Here is a 23631-nt window from a genome sequence, read left to right as displayed (position 1 = left end):
AAGTTGTAAACGGTAATAAAAATGATTGGGAGGAATTTACTATGAATAATACATATACAAATATTTTAATCGCGGTGGATGGTTCTAAAGAGGCAGAAAGAGCTTTTAAAAAAGCAATTCAAGTCGCAAAACGCAACAATGCAACATTAACAATTGCTCATATCGTTGATGTAAAAGCATACTCAGCAGTAGAAGCTTATAGCCGCGCAATTGCTGAACGTGCAAATCTATTTGCAGAAGACTTATTAGAAGACTACAAAAAAACTGCGCTTGAAGCTGGCCTTGAAAAAATTGAAACTGTATTAGAATTTGGTAATCCTAAATCTAAAATTTCAAAAGAAATCGCTCCAAACCATAAAGTAGATTTAATTATGTGTGGTGCAACTGGTTTAAATGCTGTTGAGCGTTTCCTAATTGGTAGCGTCTCTGAACATATTATTCGCTATGCGAAATGCGATGTCCTTGTTGTTCGTGGTGATGAGGAGCAAGGTGATCTTTAATTCATAAATAAAACACCAAGTCCACATGGGCTTGGTGTTTTTTTCATTTCACATATTTTACTATAAATACAAGACAAGCTATAACAACAACAGTAATCGCTAATACATAAGGCGGAAGAAATTTTAAGGACCACAGTGCCATCATGATCGTAGCTACAGTTAAATAAGATTGCCTTGCATCTTCTGTCATTTTTTTACGAAGAAAGAAAACGTACAAATAGCCAATCGGCGGCGTAATGAAGCACAGAACATATATGACTTTAGATTTTAAATACCATTTTTGTTCTCCGAGTTTCTTTATATCTTCTTCTATTCTCTTATGCTCTTGTTCTCTCGCTTCTTCTACAAACGGATCTTCCTCTTCTCCTCGCTTTTCTTTCATATAAGGAAGAAAGTGCACGAAAAAATAGTATGCAAATACGAACGCTCCAAATCCAATATTTAATCTTTCTAACGGAACATTCTCACTTAAAAAGGCAGCAGCAATTACTAAAGAAAAACAATACGTCGTCATCCAAAATGAACGTTTTCTCTTTTTCCGTTCGATTTCTTTTTTATCTTGTACATGTTTTCTTTTCGAAAGCCATATTGAAATACAGCAATCTACTACAAATAGAATAAAGATAAATATCCCAACGTGTACTGTTTCTACATCCTTAAATGAAAAGATATTTGGGAATGCAACGTGTAATACAATTAGCGTGTACAAAATTAACCCTATAAAATAAATACGCCTCATTTTCCATTCCTTTCTTATTTTCTAACTTTAGGTTAACATACATTTTTTAGAAATAGATGGACAAAATATATGTGTTTAAAAAAGGAGGATGCTGCATGGGTGATTCCGAACGCATTATTTTAGATGTGAATGGGAAAGAAATTGAAATGCTAGATACGATTCGTACTCATTTTAAAGATAAGCATGGCGTGGAACTAAGTAATGGTGCATTACTTAGAGATTTGATGGATATTGAGTATATTCGAATTACGGAAGATCGACATAAGTATGATTAATCGATGAAACTTTAAGCCTAGAGCAAAATGCTCTAGGCTTACTTACCTCCTCACGAAAAATGTTATAATTAGGAAAAAACAAGTATGGAGGATGCTCTACTATGAAATCTGAAAATATCTCAAAACATTTTCACACATTACATGTACAAAGGAACGAGTTCCTTCCTCATCTCCATTCATTATCACAAGAACAACTATGGTATAGGAAAGAGGACAAAAAATGGTCTACTGGTGAACACTTTTATCACTTATATTTAATTACAAGGATGCTCAAAGTAGCGATTAAATTCTCTCTCACTCTTATCCCTTATGCAAAGCTAAGAAAAAATACCCCATTTGAAACTGAAATACACGACAATTATGCCGAATATAAAGAAAAGCATGGTAAAGGAATGAAAGCACCTTGGATTTTAATCCCCTCAAAAAAAATCTATCACTCTATGAATGTAACTGAATTAGAAGAATTACTTTCCCGTGAAACAGATGAAATAAAAAAACTTGTTCAAAATATAGAAGAAAATATCGCCGGACATATCGTATTTTTAGATCCAATCGCTCACTATCCTAACCTGATTCAATCTATCCAACTATTAGCGATACATGAGAAACATCATTTTATGATTATGAAAAATGATTATGAAATGATAGATACCCCCCTAAAAATCTAAACACAAAAAAAGTAAGGTGCTTTCTAAAAAAGCACCTTACCTTCTCTCTCATACATCATTTAATTCCTACAAACTCTCCAACTAACGCTTTCGCCTTCTCCAAAGCTTTTTCAATTTGCTCAAACCCTGTCCCGCCAGCACTATTACGACGCTTTACAGCTGCATATGATGAAAGAACTTCATATAAATCTTCTTCAAATAATGAGCTCATTTCTTTGTATGTTTCAAGTGGTACATCTAATAAATAAATTCCTTTTTGCGTACAATGAAGAACTAGTTTCCCGACAATTTCATGAGCTTGACGGAATGGCAGTCCCTTGCTTGCTAAATAGTCGGCAATTTCTGTTGCGTTTGAGAAATCTTGCGTTACAGCTTGCCCCATCTTTTCTTTGTTGACAGTCATCGTTTCTAGCATGCCTGCCATAATATGAAGGCATCCTTCTACTGTTTTTACTGTATCAAACATTCCTTCTTTATCTTCTTGTAAGTCTTTATTGTAAGCGAGCGGTAATCCTTTCATTACTGTAAGTAAACTAAATAAATTACCGTACACTCTGCCTGTTTTACCACGAATTAATTCCGCCATATCCGGATTTTTCTTTTGCGGCATAATGCTGCTTCCCGTTGCGTATTGATCGCTCATTTCAATAAATTGAAACTCTTGGCTACTCCATAAAATAAGTTCTTCGCAAAAGCGTGATAAGTGCATCATGAGCATAGATGAGTTACTTAGGAACTCCAGTATGAAATCACGATCGCTTACTGCATCTAAACTATTTTCATAGATTCCATTAAATCCAAGAAGCTCCGCACTATATTCTCGATCAATCGGGAATGTTGTCCCAGCTAATGCTCCTGCTCCTAATGGTGAAATGTTAATGCGCTTTAATGAATCTTCATAACGATTCACATCACGCTCTAACATCCAAAAGTAAGCGAGAATATGATGAGCAAATGAAATTGGCTGCGCACGCTGCAAATGCGTATAACCGGGCATAATGGTTTCAATATTATTTTCTGCTTGATGAACAAGAACCGTTTGCAATTGTTTTGTAGCTTTTATAATATGTTCTACTTTTTCTTTCAAATATAAATGCATATCAGTCGCTACTTGATCGTTACGGCTTCGTCCTGTATGAAGTTTCCCTCCTACTTCACCGATTTGTTCAATTAACATTTTTTCAATGTTTAAATGAATATCTTCTGCTTCTACTGAGAATTGAAGCTTACTCTCTTTTGCTTCTTTTAATAAATACTGAAGCCCTACCTTTATTTTCTCTGCTTCTTCTTTCGTAACGATACCTTGCTTTGCTAGCATCGTTACGTGTGCAATACTTCCCTTTATATCTTGATTTACTAATTGTTGATCGAAGGAGATGGATGCTCCAAACTCTTCAACCCACGCTTCCGCTTCTTCTGTAAAACGTCCGCCCCAAAGTTTGCTCACGCTTCCACCTTCTTTTGATTCACTTGGCTGTATACTTTCGTCGGTAAACCGAATAATGAAATGAATCCAACTGCTGCATCATGATTAAATTCGTCCTGAGCAGTATATGTTGCTAATTTTTCGTCATATAAAGAGTACTCAGATTTACGTCCTTCTACAATCGCATGGCCTTTAAATAATTTCACACGCACTGTACCTGTTACATTCTTTTGCGTTTCTTGTAAGAAAGCATGAAGCGCTTGTTTTAAAGGAGAGAACCATAAACCGTTATAAATAAGTTCTGTTATTTTCTGCTCAATCACCGGTTTAAAATGTGCCACTTCTTTTACGTGCGTTAGATCTTCCAGCTCTTTATGTGCTGTGATTAACGTCATTGCCGCTGGACATTCGTATACTTCACGCGATTTAATACCAACAAGACGATTTTCTACGTGATCGATACGTCCAACGCCATGTTTTCCAGCAAGGGCATTTAACGTTTTAATTAATTCTGAAAGTGAATATGCAGTGCCATTTAAAGTAGTCGGTACGCCTGCTTCAAAGCCGATTTCTACAAACTCTGGCTTATTCGGTGTATCTTCTAATGCCAATGTCATCTCATATGCATCTTCTGGCGGCGCTGCCCATGGATCCTCTAAAATTCCACATTCGTTGCTGCGTCCCCATAAATTTTGATCGATTGAAAATGGGCTATCTAAATTAATAGGAATTGGAACATCGTTTTCTTTTGCATATGCAATTTCTTCTTCACGTGACCATTTCCATTCACGTACAGGCGCAATCACTTCTAAGTAAGGATTTAACGCTTGAATAGAAACTTCAAAACGAACTTGATCATTCCCTTTCCCTGTACATCCGTGTGCAACTGCAGTCGCCCCTTCTTGTTCTGCAATTTCTACTAATTTCTTAGCGATAAGTGGGCGAGATAATGCAGAAACGAGAGGGTATTTCCCTTCGTATAACGTGTGTGCTTGCATAGCCATCAATGCATATTCATTTGCAAATTCTTCTTGAACATCGATCATATATGATTTAATTGCACCTACTGAAAGTGCCTTTTCTTTTACGAATGCTAAGTCTTTACCTTCCCCTAAGTCTAAACAAAGCGCGATAATATCATAATTCTTCTCTTGTAACCATTTAATTGCAACGGAAGTATCAAGACCTCCGGAATATGCTAATACCACTTTTTTCTTCTCCATTTTGCATCCCCCTAAAGAATAAATATTCATTTTCTTTTATAATAATACACACTTTAACACCTTTCACAAAATGTATCAAGAGTCATTTTCAAATTTTTTCAAATAATTTCGTCGAGCTTCTTTCTGTTTTCATGTACAATATAAGCAGGAAAACGGGGGTGAACCTATGGAAAAGTATTTCTTATACGACGATCATCTAGGAATTGAAATTCCGTATTTACAAGAAGATTGGGAAAATATCCCCGAAAAAATACAGCATGCTATTTTATTAAAATGGGAACAAGTTCGCGGAAAGATTCCTGATCGTATAAAAGAACTCGAGCACTCTATTAATGCAAAACAGCATCATTTAAATAACGAAGAAAACTTCGAAATTTCTTGCAAACTTAATTCAGAAATTGCCGATCTCGCTTCCATCATTAATGACCTTTGGCTTTGGTATCGACTCACTCAAAATGTATCTGAGGGGAAAGCACACCAATGAAAAAAGCATGCCCCTCAATTACTTTGGGTCATGCTTTTTTGTCGTAACACGATTTACAATATATTTCTTGTGCTGTTTTTGCCAAACACACATCAAACGGACCAACTAATATACTTCTTTCTTTCGGCAACTTTACAAAAGCAACTAGCTCTTCTTCATATTGAATCTTTTTCTGACATGAAACACATATTAATTCTTTTCTTTTGAACATGTCTTTTAGCATATCTTCACTCTCCCTCTCATCTATCTATATTAATATACTCTCATACTAGTTAAGACTTGTAAAAAAATGACACATTCCAAAGTGAACGATTCATATACTATGTACAAAAGGAGGTCTAAAATTTATGCGCGCTTTCGTTATTATTGCTTTAACTTTTTTAAGTGTGATTAGCTGGGATGCGTTTTTTAAAGATAAAGGTGACCAGAAAGATACAACTGAATAAACACCATCTCTTTCTTACTTATTGGACAAACCGTTAAAAACTGTCCAATTCTGCAAAATAACTTAGGCTTTTCTACAAAAATATTTAAACATAACAATTTTTGTAGATTCCCTCCGTTTATTGTCGGTTTCCATCCGCATACATTTTTTGAAAGTATGATATAATAATATAAATCTTGAAGGAAGGGATTTTGATATCATGATCGCTCGAAGGAGCATGTGGCATCGTATTGACGAATCATACACGTAGCGTATTTTTCAGCTTAGATACTTTAGTCTAGCGAAAAAAATACGAGAGTGGGGAAATTATGATTGCCCGAAGGATAATTTGGCAAAAAAAAGACTCTTCTTACACATAGCGTTTTGTTTAGGACTTAATTGTTACTAGCTAAACAAAACAAAGAAGAGCAGGATTGCTAAATGAAGAATCCTACTTCACGTTTTGTTTAGTCGTTTTAAGACTTAAACTAAAACGAAGGTAGGGAGAATTGATGGACGAGAGGATTATTCGTTATTTCTTCAGCGACATATAGCGTAGTTAGTTTTTTTAGTAAACTAACTGAAGCTACATGTGAGCTCGTAGTTAGTTTACAACACAAAAAGGACTACTAACTACGGAAAGAAGGAATAACGATGAGGAACATCCAAAGTCGACAAATTATTAAAGAAGTTTTTATGGTTTTAATCGGTTCATTTATTTTAGCAGCAGCGCTATATCACATTCACTTCCAAAACCACTTAACAGAAGGTGGCTTTGTAGGTATTGCACTATTCATCCAAAATTTTTATGATATTTCACCATCTATTTCAACTGTAATTATGGATATCCCAATTATTTTACTGTGTGCTTCATTTTTAGGTAGAAAAATGGTTGGTTATTCATTCCTAGGTTCGATTTCATTCGGAGTATTTTATTCTCTTATGGAAAATTATTCTCCATTTACGGTAGATTTATCAAATAATTTATTTGTAGCTGCAATAGTTGGCGGTGCGTTAGCTGGTATTGGACTCGGTTTTATATTGCGATTTGGCGGTGCAACCGGTGGAGACGATATTTTAACAATTGTATTAAGTAAACGAACTCGCTTTACAATTGGGCAAATTTTCTTCGTCTTTGACGCGATTGTTCTTGCGCTTTCATTATATTATTTAAATTGGACAGAAATTGCTTTCACTATTCTTTCGATTGCCGTACAAGCAAAAACATTGGATTTAATTTATTATCCAAAAGCAGAAAAAAAAGCGGAAAAGCAACCAGTATCTGTTCCAATGCCAAAAAAACATGCAACAAATTAAAAAAGCGAAAGGCTTCGGCCTCTCGCTTTTTTTACGCTCTCTTTTCTTTTTCAACTATGTGGCGCACTTGATAAAATCTATTTGCAAATTCAGTAACGTTTCTTGTTAAACGATAGTTCACTGTAGACCCGATTGCCATTCCAATTACCGGAATACCTTGGAATAATTTACGACGAAGAGCATAAATCGAAAATGTTTTCAAAATTTGTTTTAACACAACTTCAGTAGAAGCTGGTTGTAACACCGTTTCGTCTCCTTCGTAGAAGAACGAATCTTCTTGCTCTAGCTCTTGCAATAAATTGTACCATGCGTATTGCTGAAGTCTTCCTGGTAGTAATGACGCATGAAATACCTTTAATGCAAGCATCATTTCATAAGGCTTGTTCACATCATGCCCAAATGATGTTGCAATAAGTTGGACAGCCTTCACATTTAACGCAATCATAACCGGAAAATCAGCCGTTAATAATAATAAACCTCCGGCACCCGTTGCTCCGCCTTGTACGAATGAATATAGGCGATGACGTGCTGTTTGCTGCTCTGCTATGTATGTTAACTGATCAATAGATAATGCTTTCAAATCTTCTAGTTGCTCAATCGATTCATCAAACAATCTCGACGTTCCTAAAATACGATTACGCGCATCTAGCTGTGATTGTGAACTTTGAATCAATGCATGCAAATGAAAGAGCCATCCATCTGCTTTCGTAAAGAAATCTTTTCGTTTTTTCTCAGGCAATTTCGCAATTGTCGTATGTACCCATTTATCAAAGATTTTTTGAAAATCGGTCGCTTCTTGCTCCACTAATTGCGATTCCCATTCTTTTATATTGTCTAAAATGGCTTGTTCTCGCTTCGATCGCATCGTAACAACCACCTCGTTCGATTTTTTTCTATTGTAACATATTTCTGCTTCTTCTTTGCAAATATGCTTGTCTATATTCATTCACATACCATTTTTTTATGGCATAAAATATTAACAAAAAGGATGAGATGAATCACATGAATCTATCCAATATAAAAAAAGAATATAATGCCGTATTCAGCTTAGGACAAAACTGTTGGCCTGCTTGGGCCTTATATCAATTCGGACTATCACCATTTTTTGGCGTTATTGATTTTATGCTAAGCCCTTCATTAGGAAAAGTGAACTTATTATTACAAAATCGATTTGACCGTTTTTTACATTTCGAAAACTTATCCTTTATCTCATTTTGGGATGATGCTGCGAAATTAAGACTAAGGGACAACCTATATGAAATCGACTCCTGTCACGACTTTAAAACAGATGTAAACACACCAACTTCTTGGCCTTCTTATTCAGAAATCAAGCTAAATTATGAGCATCGAATTACTCGTTTTCTAACTACAATTGAAATGGAAAAATCCATATTGTTTATTCGAACTGGAGGAACATACGAAGAAGCACGATCTCTGGAACAAATTTTATCTCAAATAGTTAAACATAAATTCTCTGTCCTATTACTACTTCCTGCAGATGTACCAACTGTTGCCCAAGAAGATTGGGGATTACAAAATATTTGCGTTATAAAATGCCCTATTATGGATGTATACCAGTACAATGAAGCATTTTGGCATGACTTATTTGATGGGATTACGATTAGACCGCAGGCTTAAATACACGATACTTTTTATTACACACTGCCTTATAATCATCCTTATACAAAAGAAATAAGGAGTGATTATATATGTATCCACGTGCAAAGGCTTTTGGTCTTGCTACACATCAAGGTCGCCTTCTCGTACAAGAATATCATACAGGCGATGAAACGTATTACCGACCTCTTGGCGGCTCAATTGAACTTGGTGAAAAATCAGCACATACCGTTATTCGTGAATTTAAAGAAGAGCTTCATACAGAAGTGGAAATCACCAATTATTTAGGCTGCTTAGAAAACATCTTTCAGCTAGATGAGGGAATTGGTCATGAAATCATTCAGCTATATTCTTTACGCTTATTAGACACATCACTATATGAAATGGAAAAAATGAATATACAAGATGAGCAAACAGTATCGTATGCGAAATGGATTCCCGTTACAGTATTCATTCAGAAGAAGAAAGTACTATATCCAGATGGAATTTTAAATTATATACAAAAGAAAAAAGACGAAATCCTATAGGATCTCGTCTTTCTTTTCATATAGTATATTAACCAATATCTCCAAGACGTAGTACGTCACGAGCAATCATAACTTCTTCGTCAGTTGGAATTACGATAATTTTTACTGGAGAGTGTGGGAAGCTGATGAATGCTTCTTCACCAAATACGTTATTACGTTTTACGTCGAAGTATACGCCCATGTACTCAAGGCCTTCTAATACGCGCTCACGAATAATTGCACTGTTTTCACCTACACCAGCTGTGAAGATGATTGCGTCTACACCTTTCATACGAGCAGTGTAAGAACCGATGTATTTGTGGATACGGCTTACGAATACATCAAGTGCTACTTTCGCACGGTGGTCGCCTTCTTCTTCTTTCGCAATGATGTCACGTAGGTCACTAGAGTAACCAGTAAGACCTAACATACCACTCTTCTTGTTTAATACGTTAACTACTTCTTCTACTGTTTGGCCTGTTTTTTCCATGATGTATGGAATTAACGCAGGGTCAAGGTTACCAGAACGTGTACCCATTGTTACACCAGCAAGTGGAGTGAAGCCCATAGAAGTATCGATAGATTTACCGCCTTCTACTGCTGCGATACTTGCACCGTTACCTAAGTGACAAGAAAGTAAGCTTAAGCTTTCAAGTGGACGACCTAATAATTCAGCCGCACGCTCAGTTACGTATTTATGAGAAGTTCCGTGGAAACCGTATTTACGGATACCGAATTTTTCATAGTACTCATATGGTAGGCTGTATAAGAATGCAGATTCCGGCATTGTTTGGTGGAATGCTGTATCGAATACTGCTACTGCTGGTACGTTTGGTAATACTTCTTGGAATGCTTTAATACCAACAAGGTTTGCTGGGTTATGAAGTGGTGCTAAATCGCTTAACTCTTCGATATCAGCTAATACTTCATCAGTAATTAAAACAGAGTCAGCAAATTTTTCGCCGCCGTGAACAACACGGTGACCGATACCGCCAATCTCATCTAGAGACTTAACGATTCCGTTTTCAGTTAATTTTTTAAGAAGCATATTTACTGCTACTGCATGATCTGGAATATTTGTAATTTCTTTTTGTTTTTCGCCATCTACAGTAATAGTGAAGATACTATCTTCTAAACCGATACGTTCTACTAAACCTTTTGTTAATACTGTTTCACTTGGCATTTCAAATAATTGGAATTTTAAGGAAGAGCTTCCTGCGTTAATCGCGATGATTTTTGACATCTAGTCTTTCGCCCCTTTTTCTCTTGGTAGTTGTGTGGATATGTCCACAAACCGCTCGATTTTATCTGATCAAATTCACTAAATATGAAAACGTTTCATCATTAGTGAATTTTATACTCACGATTTTAATTTAAACATCGTCCGACATATATTTCAAGTGAAAAAATTGTAACACCAAGAAAAAATATATATTACAGATTTCAAAAAAATTCAGTTTAATCTAGTATATATTTAAAAATATGACATATCATATAAAACTGTACTACATGAATTACTAACCCTGTTACATATACCTTGCCTTATTTGTGGGTTGCAAACCAAGTATTTAATTGATCCATAATGTTCTCCATCGCCTTCATGTTGGAGAATTTAGGTAACTCCACTAATAACGCCTGTTTTGGCATTGTTACACTAGGACCTTTCTTTTGGAGAACAAATATACTTTTTGCATTTTTCTCGTTTTTAAACATGGAAACAGGTAGCTGTAATAGCCCTTGAATAAAACATGTTTCTTTAATAAATGCATGTAATTTGGGTGCTTGATCACTTTCAAAAATGAAGTTTGGTACTAGGAAGAATAAGTACCCGCCTTCTTTCGTATGTTTCACACTTTGTTCAATAAATAGGTGATGGGCATACGACATTCCTTCATCTGCTTTTAACTTATATTCACTTGCACCGATTTCATTTGGATAGTAACCAATCGGTAAGTCTGAAACGACTGCATCAACCGGATCGATATAAAGTGGCGCTAGTCCATCTTGATGGAAGAATTCGATTGCATGCTTTTGTAAATTTGCATTTACTAAAGCAAGTTTAATTAGCACTTCATCCACTTCTACACCAAATCCACTCATTGCTAGTCCTTCTTTGGCGCTATTAAATACTGTAGTCATTAAGTTACCTGTTCCAATTGCAGGATCTAAAACAGTAATTTCGTTTTGCCCTTGCATAAATTTATGGAATAAGTAGCTCATGAACATTCCAACTGCATCAGGCGTCATTTCGTGATTCGCTTGTACGCCTTCTTTCATTCCTTTTAAAATGGCTAACTGAAATGCTTTACGAATTTCTTCCCCTTTATATGTTTCTTCATTAAACGTACTATATTCACGATTCAGCCTTTCAATTGCTGATTCGGATAATTCCTCTTGTAAAATTGCTCCTTCAAACAAGTTATCACCTGTTTCTACAAGCGCCTCTAAATATGTTACATCTAATTCTTTACGTAAAACTACCGCAGAAGAATCAAAAATAGAAAATAATGTTTCTACTGTCTGACTCACGTACATTCCTCCTTCTCTCTTTTACACATAACTTATATCATACCACAAAGTGTTTTTTTCCAAAAAGAAAAAGCGACCTCCTGCAAAGAGCTCCCCTTTAAGTTATATATGATATAACGTTTTTTCTCATATATTGGTACCATTACGCAGCAATACATGAGAAAAAACGACCTCTTTATAAGAGGTCATTTCTTTCACATTATTTTGCCGCTTTAGCTGCTTCTAATGCTGCTTCATAGTTTGGATGGCTTGTACCTTCGCTTACGTATTCTGCGTAAACTACTTTGTCGTTGCTATCTACTACGAATACTGCACGAGCAAGTAAACGAAGCTCTTTCATTACTAAGCCGTAAGCTTCACCGAATGAAAGGTCACGGTGGTCAGAAAGTGTTACAACATTTTCTAAACCGTTTGCTGCACACCAACGTTTTTGAGCGAATGGTAGGTCAGCGCTAATTGTTAATACTTTCGCGTTTTCAATACCTGCTGCATCTTGGTTAAAACGACGTGTTTGTGCATCACACACACCTGTGTCGATTGAAGGTACAACACTAATTAATTTTACTTCGCCTTTGTATGTTTCTAAACTTACTGGAGATAAGTCATTTGCTAATACTTGGAATTTTGGCGCTTGATCGCCAACTTTAACTTCTGTTCCAACTAAAGTCATTGGGTTACCTTTAAAAGTTACGTTTGCCACTTGAAAATCCTCCCTTATTTAAACAAAATATGTACACTGTAAATGATAGTTTGTCCCTATCGATAATGCAAATAAAATCGCTTTATTTACAAAAAAATTAAAGAAGCTAATCCATTGATTAGCTTCTTTATTTGTTAAATTTGAAATTCAGGATCGTCTTCTTTTCGTTTATCCATCATTTCCTTCACTTTATCAACAGCTTGTGGCGCTAATTCAATTATTTTATCGATGACGTGTGTTTGCTTATCTAAATGCAACACTTTTACACCTTCTCCATTTATAACAAGAAAAGCAACAGGATTAATAGAAACTCCTCCACCACTTCCCCCGCCAAATGGATGACGGCCTGAATGTTCTACTTTACCAAATTCACTTCCACCGGCGGCGAATCCGAAACTAACTTTCGAAACGGTAAGAATTACACTTCCATCTGCCGCTTTAATCGGATCACCAACAATTGTATTTACATCAGTCATTTGTTTTAAATGCTGCATTGCGGTTGTCATTAAACCTTGAATTGGATGGTCCATTCTATATCCCCCCTATGCTTGAACAGATTTTTCAGTCGTACCAGATCTTTGTCTTCTCATAAATACGAGTAATTTGATCCCTGTTCTTATAGCACGAAATATGCGAAAAGATGCCGTTAACTCACATCTTGATGCAAATCCTTTCCCTTGAAAAACAGGAGTAATTTCAAATTCTGGTACGTCTACAATATGCATATATTGTCCTACAACTCCAGCAGCCATTCCTTTTGTCCCCCATGCATATCCAGTGACAATTCCAGTGCTAGCTGCGTCGCCTGCTCCAATTTGCGTATGCCATTTCCACCCATTGATTTTCACTCGTTTGAGAAAATCTTTAACAATAGTATGAACTTCTTGTAGCTTTTTTATCAGCTCCCCCATACTATCAAGTTGCGCCATAATTTTATTATCTAATCCACCGTCTTTTTCAGCTTTTTCGATTTTCTGCCCTGTCTTTTTCTGTTGTTTTTCAATTCTTTCCAATACATCAAACGTATATCGAATCATCCATATTTTCACTTGAAACAAACATTGCTTTTCCATTTCTGAATATAAAAATGTCACTTTAAGCTTTATTTTCGACAATAGTATAAGCAAAATAAAAAGGAGAAGAATTATTATTCCAATCACGAGCCACTTCATACGTATCATCCTTTCACTCCGTACCCATTATCGACAAGTTTATTCATCATTAAACAGAATCCTTTAAGATTGAATATAAAAATTTTTCTAAAAATAAAAAAAGGATTTTGACATTTTATATCGAAATATATTATTTGAACATATCGTCGGGGAACGTATTTGGATGATATGTAGCACGAAGAACAGAAAATTTAACTGCAGTGGAGGGATACATAATGGCAGATCGTCGCAATTTATTTTTCTTTTATGGTGATGACAAAGCAACGCTCGTTGAAAAAATGAAACCAATCTATCGTATTTTAGAAGAGAATGGATTCACCATATTAGATCATCCAAAAAATGCAAACGCTATCGTCAGTGTTGGAGATGATGCAACTTTCTTACAAGCCGTTCGTAAAACTGGTTTTAGAGAAGATTGCTTATACGCAGGGATTTCTACGAAAGATGAAATTTCGTTCTACTGCGATTTCCATATTGATCACGTTGATACAGCCCTTCAAGAAATTACAAAAAATGAAATTGAAGTGCGAAAATATCCAACAATTCAGGTAGATGTAGATCACAGTACATCTTTCTATTGTTTAAATGAGTTCTCATTACGTTCTAGTATCATTAAAACATTCGTTGTAGATGTTCACGTTGATGATCTATATTTCGAAACATTTAGAGGGGACGGTTTAGTTGTTTCCACCCCAACAGGAAGTACAGCTTACAATAAATCATTACATGGCGCGGTTGTTGACCCACTTATTCCGTGCTTCCAAGTAAGCGAACTAGCATCATTAAATAACAACACATACCGTACGCTCGGTTCACCGTTCATTTTAAATCACGAACGCACATTAACTTTAAAACTAAAACCAGACGGTAACGATTATCCTGTTATCGGTCTGGATAATGAAGCGCTTAGCATTAAACAAGTGGAAAAAGCTGTTGTACGCTTAAGCGATAAACAAATTAAAACAGTTAAATTAAAAAACAATTCCTTCTGGGAAAAAGTACAGAGAACGTTTTTATAGTAATCAAATAACCCTCGAATTATGGGATTTCCATAATTCGAGGGTTATTTATTTATCACATGCAACTTAACGCTGTTTCACAAAATATTTTGGAACAGGACAACAGTATATGAAATTATATCAACGATTTTTCAAATATATCTATCGTAACTCAAAATATATCAACGATTTTTCGAATATATCTATCACAAGTCAAAATATATCAACGATTTTAACCAAAATATCAATTTACCGACAAAAATTAACAATATCATCAACCTATCTAAAAAGAGGAAGCAACACCAAAATGTATTTTCAGGCCGTTTCCTCAAACTTTTAGACATCTTTCCTATAAACAATCTCCCCATCAATTACAGTCATTTCTGCTTGTAATTCTTTTATTTCTTCTGCTTCTATTTCAAAAATATTGCGGGCTAATATCGTAAAGTCCGCTTCATATCCTTTTGTAATTTGTCCTCTCTTCGCTTCTTTTCCAATTGCATAGGCACTTCCTGTCGTAAATAAAGAGACAGCCTCATATACCGTTAATCTTTCCTCTGGCATATAGCATAAACCGTCAATAAAACTTCTACGTGTAACAGCGCTATATATGCCTAAAAACGGATTCACTTGTTCAATTGGTGCGTCAGACCCACCGTTGCAGTGTAATCCTGCTTCCAGTAACGTCTTCCAAGCGTATGCATAACGAAGACGATGCTCGCCTAGTTTTTCAATGACCGATGGGAAGTCCGATGACACAAAGACGGGCTGAATATCGATAATAGCCGTCAAGTGTTGCATTCTCTCAATCAACTCTTCACGAGCTAACTGACAATGAATAATGCGGTCGCGTAATCCTTCTACTGGTGGATATAATTCAAGTGCATCAATGACATATTCAAGCGATAAATCACCGATTGTATGAATCGCAACTGGCATATGGAAATCACGTGCTTTTTTCACTAACTCCGCAAGCTCTTCACGTGAGAAGATTGCAACTCCATTTGTTTCCTGCGCATCTTCATACGGTTCACTTAATAAAGCTGTTCTTCCGCCAAAAGAGCCATCAGAAAAAATTTTCATCGCACCAAATTCAATATAATGCTCATTTTCATATTCTTTTCGCTCATGTGCCACTTCATGGTGAACGAGCAAGTGCGCTTTAAATGGCATTTCTTTTATAACATGAGAAAACGCATTATGCGTTTTTCTAAAACCACCGTAATAATTTAAATCTTCCGTATGCCCACCAACGAGTCCATATTGCCAACAGTCTTTTATCGCTGTTTGCAGAGCTCTTTGTAAGTAGGCTTCATCAATTTCAGGCTGAACATGTTTTATTAGTTCTTGTCCTTGTTCATATAAAAGCCCTGTTACATTATTCAATGCGTCCCGGCCGACTTTTCCTCCTTTCGGGTCTTGCGTCGTTTCTGTTATGTTCGCTTCTTGCAATATGTATGAATTCACCCATGTAACGTGGCGACAAACCCGCTTTAATAAAATTGGATGTTCTGTAGAAATTTCATCTAAATCACGTACATGAACTTGTTTTGTATCTGTAAAGTTATTTTCATTCCAGCCTTCTCCAATAATCCAAGAGCCCTTTGGAGCTTCTTCCACTCGCTCCCGCACAAGAATCAGCACTTCGCTATAAGATGTACAGTTTGATAAATCTAAACGAAGTAATCTCTCTCCATGACCAATAAGATGCATATGACTATCAACGAGACCTGGAATCATCGTTTTCCCTTTTAAGTCGCACAACTTCACGTCTGAATATTTGCTTTCTAGTTCTTCCTTACTCCCGGCATCAACGATCATACCCTTTTCAACATAAATAGCTTCTACTTTTTCATTCTCTTCTCGCATCGTGTAAATGGTGCCGCCATACCAAATCTCTCCCATATACTCATCCCCTTTTCCTTAAGTCTACGAAATTAATCCGTATAAAAAAAGCACCATTCCGATTAAAAATGGTGCTTTTCCAAAAATTAATTTTGTTCAGTAGGATTCGTTGTAATTTGCCATTCAATGCTAAATTTATCTTTTAGTTGTCCGTATGCTGGGCTCCAGAACGTTTCTTGAAGTGGCATAATAACTTCTCCACCCTCTTGTAACTTTTCGAATACTTCTTTCGCTTTTTCTCCATTACTAATTTGAATTGCAATTGTTACTTGAGATCCGATTGCATGCCCTTGACCTGGGAATGTATCAGAAATCATAAGGTCCGTATTACCAACTTTTAAAGTAGCATGTAAAACGCGCTCTTTTGCTTCAGCTGGAATCGGGTATTCTGGATTTTCAGGCATGTCACCAAAAGTTTGCATGACTTCTACTTTTGCGTCTAACGCCTCTTTATAAAACTGTACAGCCTCTTGCCCACTACCATCTAAAACTAAGTACGGATTAATACCTAAAATCATACGGACACCTCTTTTTTTAGTTTATAAAATCGAACTTATGTTCGTTTTTATATTATCATTGTTTGGCATTTCATTCAACTATTTCCTTCACTGTTTTCAAAATTATTTTGACGGAATCTCCATCTCTTGTTTTCTAAGTTCAATACGGCGAATTTTTCCAGAAATCGTTTTTGGTAGTTCATCTACAAATTCAATTTTGCGAGGGTATTTATATGGTGCAGTGAGTTCTTTGACGTGTTGTTGGAGTACTGGAATTAATGTTTCTTCGTTCTTGTCTATATTCTCTCTTAATACGATAAATGCCTTCACGACACTTCCGCGAATTTCATCAGGGCTTGCGACAACCGCACACTCTCTTACGTAAGGATGTTTTACGAGCGCATCTTCTACTTCAAACGGCCCAATTGTATAACCAGAGCTAATAATAATATCATCACCGCGCCCTTCAAACCAGAAATAGCCTTCTTCATCTTTCTTCGCTTTATCACCGGTAATATAATAATCACCGCGGAATTGCATCGCTGTGCGCTCATCGTCTTTATAATATTGTTTAAAGAGGGCTGGTGTTTCAATGTGAACTGCAATATCACCCACTTCTCCTACCTTTACCGGAATACCTTCCTCATCTACAATATTAACGTGGTTTCCTGGCGTTGGTTTTCCCATTGATCCTGGTCTAATATCCATTCCTTTCATTACACCGACAAGTAATGTGTTTTCCGTTTGCCCATAGCCGTCTCTTACTGGAATATTAAAGTGCTTTTGGAACGTTTCAATGACTTCTCTATTTAACGGCTCACCTGCGGATACAGCGCTATGTAATGCTTCTAAATTGTACTCACTTAAGTCTTCTACTTTTGCCATTAATCTATACTCAGTCGGCGTACAACAAAGCACATTCACCTTATTATCACCTAATAAGTTTAAATACGTTTTTGGTTCAAACTTACCGTGGTATACAAATCCTGTTGCACCTGAACCGAGAGTTGCTACAAACGGGCTCCAAATCCACTTTTGCCAACCTGGACTAGCTGTCGCCCACACAACATCATTCTCTTCAATTCCGAGCCAGTTTGGAGCGCTCGTACGTAAATGAGCATATGCCCATGCATGCGTATGAACAACACCTTTTGGATTTCCTGTCGTCCCTGACGTGTAAGATAAAAAGACCATATCTTCTTTATCTGTCTTCGCCATTTCTAACAGGTCACTTTCTGTTTCTAACGCTGTTTTTAAATTAATCCATCCATCTACTGACTGCTCGCTCAGAACGAATTTTTGAAGAGATTCCATCGCTTCTATATCATCAAACTGCCCAATGTACGGCTCATAACTTACGATTGCTTTTACTTCCCCGTGCCCAATGCGATATTCTATATCCTTTTTGCGCAACATTTCCGAACTCGGAATTACGACAAATCCTGCTTTAATCGCAGCGATATACGTCATGTACGCTTCAATTAAACGTGGCATCATAATGAGGAGCTTGTCCCCTTTTTGCAGACCACTCTTTATAAAAGCGTTTCCAATTTTATTCGCACCTTTCATTAACTCAGCGTATGTAACTTCTCGTCTATTCCCTTTATCATCTTGCCAAATTAAAGCAAGCTTCTCTTTATCACTTGTATATTTCTCTATTTCAGAAACTAAATTATAAGACGGCGGCGCCAACAATTCTTCTCTCTTCATACAATATCCTCCTCCATTTCTATGCCTCCCTTATATAATAAAGAATTTTCAGTTAATTTTGAACCCTCTTCTTTTGACAAATTTTTTATATCTATGTCGAAATGAATGTATAACGGTGCAAACAACAAAAAGAAAGAGCGGGAAAATCCGCTCTTTCTAAGCCATCTTATATGGGATTATTTTTGGTAACCGCCTAATTGTTGCTCAGCTAGTGAAACTAGACGTTTAGTGATTTCACCACCAACAGAACCGTTAGCGCGAGCTGTTGCATCAGCTCCAAGTTGAACACCAAACTCTTGAGCGATTTCGTATTTCATTTGGTCTAATGCTGATTCAGCACCAGGAACCGCTAATTTATTTGTGCTACGTGACATGTTATATCACCTCCTTGTGAGTATAGAGTGTGATAAATAACATGACTTCATACATGTTTTAGATATGGTAATTTATGGTTTTAAAAAAGTTCTTCGAATTTTTCTTCTTCCGCCACTACTTCAACTGTTTGTAATACCATTGTTTCTTTGTTCGCTACAGCTTCATCGATTAATGGTGTGAAATCGTATTTCGCTTCAAAACGATTCGCTTTTTCACGCTTCGGCTTCGTCGCTGGGCTTGCTGGTGTGAATACTGTACAGCAATCTTCGTACGGACGAATTGAAATATCATATGTGCCAATTTCTTCAGCGATTTTAATAATTTCTAATTTATCCATCGTAATAAGTGGACGAATAACCGGATAGTTTGTTACCTCGTTGATTGTATGCATACTATCTAACGTTTGGCTTGCTACTTGTCCAAGACTTTCACCAGTCGTAATTGCAAGTGCATTACGCTCCTCTGCGATACGCTCTGTAATACGCATCATCATACGGCGCATAACTGTCATTGAATAGCTAGATGGAATTTCTTTATTAATCGTTTTTTGCACTTCTGTAAATGGAACAAGGTGAAGCGTTACACGTTTACAGTACTTCGTTAACTCTTGTGCTAAATCGATTACTTTTTGTTTTGCACGCTCGCTTGTGAAAGGTGGGCTATGGAAATGAACTGCTTCCACAGACACGCCGCGTTTCATCGTTAAGTACGTTGCTACGGGGCTATCGATACCACCAGAAAGAAGTACCATTACTTTTCCGCCAACGCCAACTGGTAAACCACCAGCTCCCATATGCTCACCACACATAATATAGCTGTAACCACTGCGAATTTCTATACGTACATTCACATCTGGATTATGAACATCTACTGTGATATCCTCTGTATTTTCTAAAATGTGTCCACCGATTTCTGGAAGTAACTCCATCGTCTTCATTGGGAAGCGCTTATCAGAACGGTGCACTGTAATTTTAAATGTTTTCACATCATCTTTTACTTGTAAGAAAGCTGCTAATGCACCCTTTTTAATATCTTCTAATTCTGATGGTACTTTCATCGCTAAGTTAAACTTATGAATACCGAATACATCTTTCAATCTTTCAGAAATTGCTTCATGATCTTCGCCATTTAATTGAATGTACATACGGTCATGCGTTGCATCGATTTTAATATTTGGGAACTTTTTCAGTTTGAACTTTACGTTATCTTTCAATGTGCTTACAAATTTAGAGCGGTTCTTACCTTTAGTCGTCATCTCTCCATAACGAACTAAAATATATTCATATGTCATCATATTCCTTTACCTCATCACTTCATGTAATTTTGGCATCGTCTCTTTCACAATACCTTCAAATTGTTTTACTTCTTCCATCGTATTTTCTGGTGCCAAACTAATACGAATAGCACTTGCAGCAGCGGCATGGGGTACTCCCATTGACACTAACACCCTGCTCACTTCATTTGCTTTTGAAGAACAAGCAGACTTCGTCGATACATATACACCGTGCTCTTCTAAAGCATGAACGACCACTTCTGGTTTTAAACCAACAAATGATACATTTAAAATGTGCGGTGCTGCATATGCAAGCGACGTATTGATCGTTACATCTTCCATCTCTTTCAAGAAACGGACAAGCTCTGTTTGTAAATTGTGCAAATGAGCTATCTTTTCTTTCACTTGTTCCATTGTCATGCGAAGTGCTTTCACCATCGCTACAATGCCAGGTAAGTTTTCTGTACCAGAGCGATACTTAAGCTCTTGTTGACCACCTGATAAAATTGGATCTAACCTTACGCCATCACGTACATAAAGAAGACCCGTTCCTTTTACACTGTGGAATTTATGTCCAGATATTGAGCAAAGATCAATATGAGAAGCATATAAATCAAGCGGTACTTTTCCTATCCCTTGTACATGGTCCACATGGAATCTTATTTTCGGATAGTTCGATAATAACGTTCCAATTTCAGCAACAGGCTGAATTGCTCCAGTCTCGTTGTTCACGTGAATAATTGACACAAGAATCGTATCTTCACGAAGTGCTCGTTTTACATCCTCTACCGATACAACACCATGCTCATTAACCGGTAAATATGTTACATCAAAACCGAGATCTTCTAATTGTTTATATGCTTCAAACACAGACGCGTGTTCAATATTTGTTGTAATGATATGTTTACCGCGCGAACGATTCCTCATCGCTATTCCTTTAATCGCAAGGTTATTCCCTTCCGTTCCACCTGATGTGAAAATAATCTCAGAAGGTTTAACGTGAAGAAGCTGCGCTGCAATCGTTCTTGATTGTGTTAATAGACGCTCTGCCTCTCCCCCAAGCGAATGAATAGAAGAAGGGTTTCCAAAATATTTTCCAGCAACCGTTACGTACGATTGAAGGGCTTCTGGATATGGCTTCGTCGTCGCACTATTATCAAAATAGATCATCGTTCTTCCCCTTTCAGCGCTATCACATCATATAATCATATCACAAATACGTGTAATTACGCTAAGACTACTCAAAGGTTCCATTTTATCCCGATTGTGAAGGCCGATAATTAGCTAGGATGACCCTACTGACTACAGTTTCACTATATTTTAAAACGAATAACCTTACTGTATTCCGCTATTCATTATAGCAACATCGTCCCCAAAATTACACAAAAAAACAAACCCTTATGAAAGGGTTTGTTCATTGTCTACATATTCAGCTATTTTTTGAACAACGCCAGGTTCAAGTTGCTCTAGTACAGAAGCCGCTTGTTCTAAAGCTGCATCGTATTGATATTCACGGAATAATTTCTCCGCATAATTTAAGCTCTCTGCAAGGTTCTCATCATGACTGCGGTAACGATTACCGTATTGAATTAATTTTTCAACTAAATACGCTTGTCCAATTAACTCTTCTGTCATTTCAGCTACACCATTAACAGTTGTGTACGCTTCTTCTAAACTGCTATTTACAGCGTTCATATTTAACGGTTTCACTTCTAACTGTTCATATACAGCTTGCATTGCCATTTGTCCTCTTTGTAAATCTTCCATAATGCTTTCTGGAAGACCTGGCAAATTCGACTTTTGCATAAAACGTTTCGTTTCAAAAATGATATTTCGCATTTCTTGTAACTTCTCACGCGCTTCAAATTCCTCTTTACGCATCGTTTGCAGCATTTCTTTATACTCTGCATGAAGTACTTTTAACGTTTCACATTGCTCATAAACCTCTTCTAGTTCCTCACGAATAATAGAGAAGGCAATATCTTGTTCCGCAACGCGTAATTGTAGCATTTCAAAACGTTTCGTTAAAATGTGCATTTGCTTTTCAATTACTTTTTGAGACTCAATGTCCTTATCTTGTAACTGATAACTTTGTTTCACAAGTTGTGTTTCTGCTTTTGTTTCAAGCGTTTCAGTGCGGATTTCTTCTAAGTCTTCATAAACAGAAAGTGTTTTTTGCTCCACATAATGTCTCGCATGCACTTCTTGTTCCAGTTGATCATAGAAGCCATCTAAACGCGTTTTTAAGTCTTCTACTTTTTCAGCCGCTTCCGTTATATGAAGCTCCTGTATATTCATTAAACATGTGTGTAGTTGTGTCGTCATATCGCGAACTTCTTTAGGGATTTCCAAATACTCTAATACATAACCTTGTCTTACCATATCATTATGTCCGTGTAATAAATCTTCCAACTGAACTGGTAACGTCGCTTGACACTCTACCAGTAAATCTGGAATTTGGTGAATAATGATTTCTAAGTTTGCTAAACCTTCTTCTAAACTAATAACAATTTCTCTCGCTTTTAAGTAGTCGCCATTATCTGTTGCCTCTTCAAAGCTTTTAAACTTATTAGATTCAGCGTCTAGCATCTCTTCGATTTTCTGCTCTGCTGCTCCATACATATGCCTATGAGCAAGAACACTCTTCTTCATACTACGATATGTATCACGTAACCCTTCAATTTCTGAGCTATTTTTTTCATGGCTTTCTAACAATTGCTGTAATTCATTTAAAATGTCTGTAATACGATTATCAGCGTCATCTAAACCACTTATGGATTCATTCATCGCATGCTTTGCTTTTCGGAAGGAGAATTGCGAGGCGAATTTTCGCGCTTGCGCTAAATCTTTGTCTGCTTTCGGAAGGGTTGTTGATACAATCTCATCCCATTCTTCACGCCATTTACCAAACAGTTCTTCTGTTTGACCTGTCATATTTAAGTCTTTCACCCGTTTTAGTTCATCTGCCACAGGCTTATCTTTTATCTCTTGTTTCCACTGCTCCAGCGCTTCAATATCTTTATATGAACGATTTCTTATCACAAGCTCTATCATGAGCAGCACTAGAATAGAGCTTACTACAATGATAACGATCGTCAGGATAGAATCCATGCAAAAAAGCCTCCTAGTTATATCTCTTTTTTTGTCCGTTCCGTTTATGAAATGGAAGGCATTATGTATAAAAAGGGAATTCCCCTATATTTAACAACTAACAATGTACTAATCATACCATGTAATGGCTTGTTTTTGACCTAGTTTTTTTTAAAATTTCATGTTTCTTTCAATGCAATTGT

General features: G+C 36.6%; 25 protein-coding genes. 8 read left to right on the top strand and 17 right to left on the bottom strand.

What is annotated here, in order from left to right; all coding sequences use genetic code 11:
- Positions 1 to 41: 41 nt before the first annotated feature.
- Complete coding sequence (locus QEP67_RS04290) at positions 42 to 500, top strand: universal stress protein (RefSeq protein ID WP_001066680.1); 459 nt, start codon at positions 42 to 44, stop codon at positions 498 to 500.
- Positions 501 to 543: 43 nt separating this feature from the next.
- Here QEP67_RS04290 and QEP67_RS04285 read toward each other — a convergent pair whose 3' ends face one another.
- The gene (locus QEP67_RS04285; RefSeq protein ID WP_074651637.1) at positions 544 to 1239 is read right to left on the bottom strand and encodes a hypothetical protein; all 696 of its coding nucleotides are present in this window, start codon (positions 1237 to 1239) and stop codon (positions 544 to 546) included.
- A gap of 95 nt (positions 1240 to 1334) precedes the next feature.
- On the opposite strand from QEP67_RS04285, the gene QEP67_RS04280 reads away from it, so the two are divergent.
- Positions 1335 to 1514: a hypothetical protein gene (locus QEP67_RS04280; RefSeq protein ID WP_000502807.1), complete on the top strand. Its 180-nt coding sequence runs from the start codon at positions 1335 to 1337 to the stop codon at positions 1512 to 1514.
- Between the two features lie 101 nt (positions 1515 to 1615).
- On the top strand, positions 1616 to 2182 hold the full coding sequence (locus QEP67_RS04275) for a DinB family protein (protein ID WP_151035599.1): 567 nt from the start codon (positions 1616 to 1618) through the stop codon (positions 2180 to 2182).
- 55 nt (positions 2183 to 2237) lie between these two features.
- On the opposite strand, the gene argH is transcribed toward QEP67_RS04275, so the two are convergent.
- Both argH and QEP67_RS04265 read right to left on the bottom strand, forming a co-directional pair.
- Positions 2238 to 3629, bottom strand: a complete 1392-nt coding sequence (gene argH, locus QEP67_RS04270) for an argininosuccinate lyase (RefSeq protein ID WP_000041249.1) — start codon at positions 3627 to 3629, stop codon at positions 2238 to 2240.
- Entirely contained in the window at positions 3626 to 4831 is a 1206-nt protein-coding gene (locus QEP67_RS04265; protein ID WP_000412317.1) for an argininosuccinate synthase, read from the bottom strand. Before QEP67_RS04265 ends, argH begins: the two co-directional genes overlap by 4 nt.
- 166 nt (positions 4832 to 4997) lie before the next feature.
- Here QEP67_RS04265 and QEP67_RS04260 point away from each other — a divergent pair, with 166 nt between their 5' ends.
- Positions 4998 to 5315, top strand: a complete 318-nt coding sequence (locus tag QEP67_RS04260) for a hypothetical protein (RefSeq protein ID WP_000417209.1) — start codon at positions 4998 to 5000, stop codon at positions 5313 to 5315.
- Positions 5316 to 5343: 28 nt separating this feature from the next.
- Here the strand turns inward: QEP67_RS04260 and QEP67_RS04255 are convergent, their stop codons facing one another.
- Positions 5344 to 5538, bottom strand: coding sequence for a hypothetical protein (locus tag QEP67_RS04255; RefSeq protein WP_000910278.1), 195 nt, complete (start codon positions 5536 to 5538; stop codon positions 5344 to 5346).
- Between the two features lie 855 nt (positions 5539 to 6393).
- Between QEP67_RS04255 and QEP67_RS04250 the strand changes: the two genes are divergently transcribed.
- Positions 6394 to 7056: a YitT family protein gene (locus tag QEP67_RS04250; RefSeq protein WP_001244522.1), complete on the top strand. Its 663-nt coding sequence runs from the start codon at positions 6394 to 6396 to the stop codon at positions 7054 to 7056.
- 31 nt (positions 7057 to 7087) lie between these two features.
- On the opposite strand, the gene QEP67_RS04245 is transcribed toward QEP67_RS04250, so the two are convergent.
- Entirely contained in the window at positions 7088 to 7921 is an 834-nt protein-coding gene (locus QEP67_RS04245; RefSeq protein ID WP_001256866.1) for an EcsC family protein, read from the bottom strand.
- Positions 7922 to 8058: 137 nt separating this feature from the next.
- Here QEP67_RS04245 and QEP67_RS04240 point away from each other — a divergent pair, with 137 nt between their 5' ends.
- Positions 8059 to 8694, top strand: coding sequence for a DUF1796 family putative cysteine peptidase (locus QEP67_RS04240; RefSeq protein ID WP_151035600.1), 636 nt, complete (start codon positions 8059 to 8061; stop codon positions 8692 to 8694).
- A gap of 71 nt (positions 8695 to 8765) precedes the next feature.
- On the top strand, positions 8766 to 9200 hold the full coding sequence (locus QEP67_RS04235) for an NUDIX hydrolase (protein WP_000283494.1): 435 nt from the start codon (positions 8766 to 8768) through the stop codon (positions 9198 to 9200).
- Positions 9201 to 9228: 28 nt separating this feature from the next.
- On the opposite strand, the gene ackA is transcribed toward QEP67_RS04235, so the two are convergent.
- The 5 genes from ackA to QEP67_RS04210 form a co-directional block, all read right to left on the bottom strand.
- Positions 9229 to 10422, bottom strand: a complete 1194-nt coding sequence (ackA, locus tag QEP67_RS04230; RefSeq protein WP_000034572.1) for an acetate kinase — start codon at positions 10420 to 10422, stop codon at positions 9229 to 9231.
- A gap of 299 nt (positions 10423 to 10721) precedes the next feature.
- Positions 10722 to 11708 carry a class I SAM-dependent methyltransferase gene (locus tag QEP67_RS04225; RefSeq protein WP_000084362.1) on the bottom strand — a complete coding sequence of 329 codons (987 nt, stop codon included), beginning with the start codon at positions 11706 to 11708 and terminating at the stop codon, positions 10722 to 10724.
- A 199-nt stretch (positions 11709 to 11907) separates the two neighbouring features.
- Complete coding sequence (gene tpx / locus QEP67_RS04220) at positions 11908 to 12408, bottom strand: thiol peroxidase (protein ID WP_000024522.1); 501 nt, start codon at positions 12406 to 12408, stop codon at positions 11908 to 11910.
- Positions 12409 to 12542: 134 nt separating this feature from the next.
- Positions 12543 to 12938: a GerW family sporulation protein gene (gene ytfJ, locus QEP67_RS04215; protein WP_000350005.1), complete on the bottom strand. Its 396-nt coding sequence runs from the start codon at positions 12936 to 12938 to the stop codon at positions 12543 to 12545.
- Between the two features lie 12 nt (positions 12939 to 12950).
- Positions 12951 to 13589 (bottom strand): DUF2953 domain-containing protein, encoded by a 639-nt coding sequence (locus QEP67_RS04210; protein WP_002107586.1) that lies wholly within the window; start codon positions 13587 to 13589, stop codon positions 12951 to 12953.
- A gap of 206 nt (positions 13590 to 13795) precedes the next feature.
- Here QEP67_RS04210 and QEP67_RS04205 point away from each other — a divergent pair, with 206 nt between their 5' ends.
- Complete coding sequence (locus QEP67_RS04205) at positions 13796 to 14599, top strand: NAD kinase (RefSeq protein WP_000785181.1); 804 nt, start codon at positions 13796 to 13798, stop codon at positions 14597 to 14599.
- Positions 14600 to 14914: 315 nt separating this feature from the next.
- Here QEP67_RS04205 and QEP67_RS04200 read toward each other — a convergent pair whose 3' ends face one another.
- The 7 genes from QEP67_RS04200 to ezrA form a co-directional block, all read right to left on the bottom strand.
- Positions 14915 to 16483 (bottom strand): amidohydrolase, encoded by a 1569-nt coding sequence (locus QEP67_RS04200; protein ID WP_000504006.1) that lies wholly within the window; start codon positions 16481 to 16483, stop codon positions 14915 to 14917.
- 86 nt (positions 16484 to 16569) lie between these two features.
- The gene (locus QEP67_RS04195; protein WP_000600355.1) at positions 16570 to 17001 is read right to left on the bottom strand and encodes a VOC family protein; all 432 of its coding nucleotides are present in this window, start codon (positions 16999 to 17001) and stop codon (positions 16570 to 16572) included.
- Between the two features lie 102 nt (positions 17002 to 17103).
- Entirely contained in the window at positions 17104 to 18690 is a 1587-nt protein-coding gene (locus tag QEP67_RS04190) for an acyl--CoA ligase (protein WP_000817780.1), read from the bottom strand.
- A 176-nt stretch (positions 18691 to 18866) separates the two neighbouring features.
- Entirely contained in the window at positions 18867 to 19064 is a 198-nt protein-coding gene (locus QEP67_RS04185) for an alpha/beta-type small acid-soluble spore protein (protein ID WP_000091640.1), read from the bottom strand.
- 80 nt (positions 19065 to 19144) lie between these two features.
- A complete protein-coding gene (gene thiI / locus QEP67_RS04180) occupies positions 19145 to 20359 on the bottom strand; it encodes a tRNA uracil 4-sulfurtransferase ThiI (protein ID WP_000989273.1) in 1215 nt (404 codons plus the stop codon).
- A 6-nt stretch (positions 20360 to 20365) separates the two neighbouring features.
- Positions 20366 to 21508, bottom strand: coding sequence for a cysteine desulfurase family protein (locus QEP67_RS04175; protein WP_000638958.1), 1143 nt, complete (start codon positions 21506 to 21508; stop codon positions 20366 to 20368).
- 228 nt (positions 21509 to 21736) lie between these two features.
- Positions 21737 to 23449, bottom strand: coding sequence for a septation ring formation regulator EzrA (gene ezrA / locus QEP67_RS04170; RefSeq protein WP_000377306.1), 1713 nt, complete (start codon positions 23447 to 23449; stop codon positions 21737 to 21739).
- Positions 23450 to 23631 lie beyond the last annotated feature (182 nt).

Origin of the sequence: Bacillus cereus group sp. MS39 (genome assembly GCF_040448665.1) — a bacterium.
GTDB lineage: Bacteria > Bacillota > Bacilli > Bacillales > Bacillaceae_G > Bacillus_A > Bacillus_A wiedmannii.
Note: the sequence above shows the minus strand (reverse complement) of the source record. Positions and strands in the feature narration are given on the sequence as shown.